Annotated in this window: 8 protein-coding genes and 1 pseudogene; 1 reads left to right on the top strand and 8 read right to left on the bottom strand. The window is 39.2% G+C overall.

From position 1 onward, the window contains the following. Nucleotides 1-343 precede the first annotated feature (343 nt). Entirely contained in the window at nt 344-601 is a 258-nt protein-coding gene (locus DWY93_RS15995) for a DUF3847 domain-containing protein (RefSeq protein WP_117472664.1), read from the bottom strand. Between DWY93_RS15995 and DWY93_RS15990 the strand changes: the two are divergent. Then, nucleotides 567-1356: pseudogene (locus DWY93_RS15990) on the top strand (helix-turn-helix domain-containing protein). The gene DWY93_RS15995 and the pseudogene DWY93_RS15990 overlap by 35 nt on opposite strands. A gap of 102 nt (nt 1357-1458) precedes the next feature. Here the strand turns inward: DWY93_RS15990 and DWY93_RS15985 are convergent. The 7 genes from DWY93_RS15985 to DWY93_RS15955 form a co-directional block, all read right to left on the bottom strand. Beyond that, on the bottom strand, nt 1459-1899 hold the full coding sequence (locus DWY93_RS15985) for an Imm63 family immunity protein (RefSeq protein WP_117471345.1): 441 nt from the start codon (nt 1897-1899) through the stop codon (nt 1459-1461). A gap of 244 nt (nt 1900-2143) precedes the next feature. Further along, on the bottom strand, nt 2144-2827 hold the full coding sequence (locus tag DWY93_RS15980; RefSeq protein ID WP_117471346.1) for a hypothetical protein: 684 nt from the start codon (nt 2825-2827) through the stop codon (nt 2144-2146). Between the two features lie 58 nt (nt 2828-2885). Further along, nucleotides 2886-3260, bottom strand: a complete 375-nt coding sequence (locus DWY93_RS15975) for an SMI1/KNR4 family protein (protein ID WP_015553870.1) — start codon at nt 3258-3260, stop codon at nt 2886-2888. A 109-nt stretch (nt 3261-3369) separates the two neighbouring features. Then, nucleotides 3370-3807: an SUKH-3 domain-containing protein gene (locus DWY93_RS15970; protein ID WP_015553869.1), complete on the bottom strand. Its 438-nt coding sequence runs from the start codon at nt 3805-3807 to the stop codon at nt 3370-3372. A 49-nt stretch (nt 3808-3856) separates the two neighbouring features. Next, nucleotides 3857-4177, bottom strand: coding sequence for a type II toxin-antitoxin system RelE/ParE family toxin (locus DWY93_RS15965; protein WP_015553868.1), 321 nt, complete (start codon nt 4175-4177; stop codon nt 3857-3859). After that, nucleotides 4177-4479, bottom strand: coding sequence for a type II toxin-antitoxin system RelB/DinJ family antitoxin (locus DWY93_RS15960; RefSeq protein WP_015553867.1), 303 nt, complete (start codon nt 4477-4479; stop codon nt 4177-4179). Before DWY93_RS15960 ends, DWY93_RS15965 begins: the two co-directional genes overlap by 1 nt. Before the next feature lie 54 nt (nt 4480-4533). Next, nucleotides 4534-4812, bottom strand: a 279-nt coding sequence (locus tag DWY93_RS15955; protein WP_147324224.1) for a site-specific integrase, incomplete at its 5' end; no start/stop codon positions are given.

Genomic DNA, 4812 nt, shown 5'->3' with positions numbered 1-4812 from the left:
ACTTGTCGGCTGGGAACAGCTTGCAAAGCAAGGTGTCCCCAGATGGCAAGTCCACAAAAGGGTAGCTGGCGGCAGCCAGCGCAGGGGTGCAAAACGTCCAGTGGACGTTTGCCCTGCACCGACCGAAGCGGAGCGGAGACGGCGTAGCGTCCCCTGTTTGATTTGGAGCAGACCATGACTGCGGAAGCCAACATTCTGTCGGCTGCTGCGGCATTCGCCGTGTGAATACGCAAGCATATTCGTTCGGCTCATTGCTCGCACAAATCACAGCCCTCCGGCAAGGAGCCTTCGGAGAACGCAATGCACCAACCTCTGGGTGGTGTATAATTGCGCCCTTAGTAAACTAAGGGGTTTCCGGCTTCTCCCGTTCCAGCAGTTTTTTCAATAGTTCCTGCGTGTCCTGCCTGTGAAAAATGAGTTTCAACAACAGCATGACATCATCATCTGTTAGGCGTTCCGGCTCTTGCAGAAAACTTTCCAGCATACCGCCACGAGTACAGAGCCGGTGCGTCCGTTCCTTCCGGGTAAGCTGCTTTAACTGGTACTGCAATGCCTTTTCATCATTAATACAGGAACGGCTAAAAGATTTACGATTAAACAAAGGATTAAAACTGGAAGAACTGGCTGAGCAAACGGGTATTTCAAAATCGGCTCTTGGCAGTTATGAAAAAGACGACTATAAGGAAATCAATCATGGTAATCTTATCCTGCTGGCAGATTTTTATGGGGTGTCCCTCGATTATCTCTTTTGCCGGACAGAGAACCGGGCGGAGATCAACACGCCATTAAGGGAGCTGCATTTGAGTGATGAGATGGTAGCACTTCTGAAAAGCGGTCGGATTAATAACCGTCTGCTCTGCGAACTTGCCACCCATAAGGACTTTATCAAGTTTCTTGCGGATATTGAGATTTATGTGGATGGGATTGCCACCATGCAGATTCAGAACCTCAACGCCCTTGTCGATACCGTCCGGCATGAAATCATTGAACGGTATCGCCCCGGCGAAGATGACCCCCCATTTGAAAGTGTTGCAAGCCGCCCATATCAGCGATAATGAATATTTCAGTCACATGGTACGGGATGACCTCAACCTGATTATCCGGGATATTCGGGAAGCCCACAAAAAGGACAGTGAGAGTGCGCCCCAGACCACCGTTGCCGATGAATTGAAAGAAAATCTCGAAGCAGTCGAAAATTTCAAGGGCAGCCGGGATGAAAAGCTGGTTGTCCTTTACTGTAAACAGCTCGGTATCAACTATAAAAATCTGTCAGACGAAGAATTTCGCTGGCTGATTCGGATTCTCAAAAAATCAAAGAAAATGGGAACGCCTATCAGTCAGAGGAAAAAACGATAAAGAAAAACCGCTGTTGCATGGTTTGTTGGCTTCCATGTAGCAGCGGTTTTTGCTGGGATTATTCAGTTGAATTTTTAGAATGACAAACTGAAAGTTGGGCGTTTATTCCCCCGCAAAACTTCGGTTAAAATCCCAAATAGAAATCCCTTGTCGATTCCACTCATTATATGGCTCTCCCATTAATGAAAATGCCTCATCGGTTATTTTCTTTCTATAATTGGATACATTTTCAGTAAAATGCAGGTATCCCTTTTCATCAACATGTGAATCACATATAAATGTATCGGAAATTATCCCAATAATATCACGAAGAACAGCATATATTACAATCTCTTTCCTCTCCGTTCTGTACTCATAAATTGTCACTCCTCTTTCCAATACATAAATCTTTGCCTGTTTCTGCATTACATCTACGTTTAACATCATGTCATACCTATTGGAACCATTAAATATTTTCTCAATATACCTTCTGTTTTCTATAGAATAATAACTCCATTTTTGCAACAATTTATCAGCTTCAATCATACACTCTTTAGCATTCATTCCTTTTATACCTCAAATCTAAAAAGTAAAGCGGACATTCGCAATCCGCTTCGCTACTTGCTCATGAACGCAGTCGCTTCGCGATCTGTCAGTGGGAGCTTTCAACACCCACTGACATAAGCATCCCACTCACTCACCGCTTAGTGCTCCGCGCACTTGAAGCGGGGGAATGCTTATCTGCGTTCAAATTCGTCTCTCAGATAAACGCACCAGCTTACTGAAAGTTTCACCTCTATGACTTAGTTTATTTCTCATAGTAAAATGCTCTGCTATACAAAAATTGTATAATAGCTTCATTTAGATAATCTTCAAATTTTCTTTTTCTTCCATCATCTACATATCTATTATAGCATTCGTACAGGATTCTATAATAGTTCAGTTGATTTATCAATCTCTCACTAACCGTTTTTTCTTTTAATATATCCTCACATTTTTGAAAACAATCAACTATTGTATTATCTTCAATTATGCATCCATCTGGAAAATGATGTGCCCCCCAACCTAAAATATCCAAGTATGAATCAAACAGCAAATCAATTGTTTTCTGGTCACACTTCATACTTGAATAAGCAATCTCAAGGTATTTTACTGCCGCTTGATATCCCTGCTTATGATTTCTGAACAACTCATAATACCATCTGCATTCTGGCATTTTCTTCTCTTCGCAACGTGGTGTAATCCACATTAGGATATACTCTTTTAATTCGTATGGAATATCTGCATTTCCCCGGTCTTTCAAAGTATCCCATACATCACTATCACAATAATCCGAAAGAAATTGTGTTAATATTTCATCTTGATTTTCGTCTGACATTTCTCTTAGATGACCAACGATTGCTTGCATTTCTTTGTTTGCAAGTTTTTTTAACCCGTTATGATAAATATCCAAATATTTATATAAACTATTACTGAAATCACAATATACCATTCTGTCTCCTTAAACCTCAAGGCTTATGTACTGTTCGTCATATAACTAACAAAAGAATCTATTCCCAAAGTGCATTTATTTTATCTGGCAATAATTCTATCTCTGTACCAAGCACAGCAACATCATCTTCATCTATTAGCACTGGTACATTAAAGTAGTTTCCCTTATTATCAATTCCATAAAGTTCACCACCACCATTTGAACCAATAATAATGTGACCCGGCAGAAATACTTCAATTTCATAATCATCATTTATTTCTTGTAATTCTTCTAACCGATATAATATAAGCCATGTTTCACCAATATCGCCTTGGCCACCATTATGTCTTTTCATAAATTCTATATAATCGTTTGGTAATACCACATCATTTATTTTCTCGATAATTTCTCCAACATAAGGCGTATTAAATTCAAACATTCCCCATTTTTCCATATCATTCACCTCGCCGTAAAATTCAAATTCGTCTCTCCGTTAAACACACCGGCTTACTAAAACTTGTCGCTTTGTTTCTGTTTAGATTGCATTTGACATAAGAACGAAATTATTCAATCGTTTTAGATATTCTGCATTCGCCAATCAGACAATCCAACATATCTTCTACGCCAATTCCACACAGTTCGCAGCATCCATTTGTAAAACAATAAAATTCATTCGTGATGGTCATCACTAAAAACAGCTCATTTGTGCAACACATTCCCAGCGGATAAGTTGTTGTATTAATATCATACTCATCTAACAAATTTTCAAAATATTCCGCATCTAAATTTATTCCAATAGCTTCCAACGGATTGAAATCGACATCTCTAAACCATTTCAAATTCTCAATATGGAGCAATCCAAATTCCTCAAGAAAAGCTTCTACATTTGCTGGCATCTCCAATCCAATTTCTCTATATCTCTTTTTGAAAGCAGAAATATCAATTTTACGTCCACATTTCCATCCAGCTGCCTTTAGCCGTTGTAAGGTAGTAGTTTCCATACAATTCTCCTTCCCAATACAATAAGCAACTTCAAATAAACGCGTGCTTTTATAGCTCGCCTCTCAAACGTGCTTCTATATCAGATGCCGTGTATAACACATCCGTTACAATTACCCTTTCGTCACGGATTGTGTAAAACACTGAATAATTATCGACGAGCATTCTACGCAACTCCATTCTCTTTTCCGGCTCAGAATCCATAATCCTAAATCGTTCCGGGAAAGTGTCTAATGTAAGTATTTCATCAGCAATGCGATTATATTGCCCCATTGCATTATCCGGAGCAAGCAAATCTATAGCAATATAATTGTATATATCTTCCATATCCTGCAAAGCTTCTTTTGTAATCTCTACCTTATATTGCTTCATTAATGCCTCTCTCTAAATGCCACAAACGCACTAGCTGCATCCTCAACATTTCCTTTCTCTATATCGGCATATCCTTTTTCTAACTTTTGATGAATCTGTGTAACAGACATCATATCTGCATTCACTGAATTAGCTGCTTTTGGTAATACAATAGAAAAGGGAATTCCTCCTACTAATGATATTTGTTTTAAATACATATCTATAGCAGTAGCCATTGGTATCCCTAATTGTGCCAATACACTTTCTGCATTTTCTTTTACATCTGGATTTACTCTTATATTTAATGTTGCTGTTTTTCCCATAGAATACACCTCCATCTTTCTTTTATTGTAACGTCTTTTGCGTTACAAGTCAATCTATGAAATATATTTTCGATGCGATAGCTTCACATTGTTTTGATTAACCATTGTATATCTGAGCGTTGTATCTATTTGCTCATGTCCCAGAATTTTCTGTACCTGTTCAATCGGCATACCTTTCTCAATTGCTCTGGTGGCCATAGTCCTTCTGAACTTATGTGGGTGTACCTTTTCTACACCTAACTTCTTCCCCATTTCTCGTAATCGTAACTCCACACCGCTTTCAGTAAGTCTACTGAATATTCCGTTGCGGCGAAGCCGTCTGTCCGGAAAAAT

Origin of the sequence: Clostridium sp. AF28-12, assembly GCF_003435225.1 — a bacterium.
In the GTDB taxonomy this organism is placed as follows: domain Bacteria; phylum Bacillota; class Clostridia; order Lachnospirales; family Lachnospiraceae; genus Pilosibacter; species Pilosibacter fragilis.
This window is presented reverse-complemented; position numbering and strand designations above follow the sequence as displayed.

Coding starts and splice junctions, on each gene's coding strand:
- DWY93_RS15985 (WP_117471345.1), bottom strand. CDS start 1,899: ATGAATGCTAAAGAGTGTATGATTGAAGCTGATAAATTGTTGCAAAAA.
- DWY93_RS15980 (WP_117471346.1), bottom strand. CDS start 2,827: ATGGTATATTGTGATTTCAGTAATAGTTTATATAAATATTTGGATATT.
- DWY93_RS15975 (WP_015553870.1), bottom strand. CDS start 3,260: ATGGAAAAATGGGGAATGTTTGAATTTAATACGCCTTATGTTGGAGAA.
- DWY93_RS15970 (WP_015553869.1), bottom strand. CDS start 3,807: ATGGAAACTACTACCTTACAACGGCTAAAGGCAGCTGGATGGAAATGT.
- DWY93_RS15965 (WP_015553868.1), bottom strand. CDS start 4,177: ATGAAGCAATATAAGGTAGAGATTACAAAAGAAGCTTTGCAGGATATG.
- DWY93_RS15960 (WP_015553867.1), bottom strand. CDS start 4,479: ATGGGAAAAACAGCAACATTAAATATAAGAGTAAATCCAGATGTAAAA.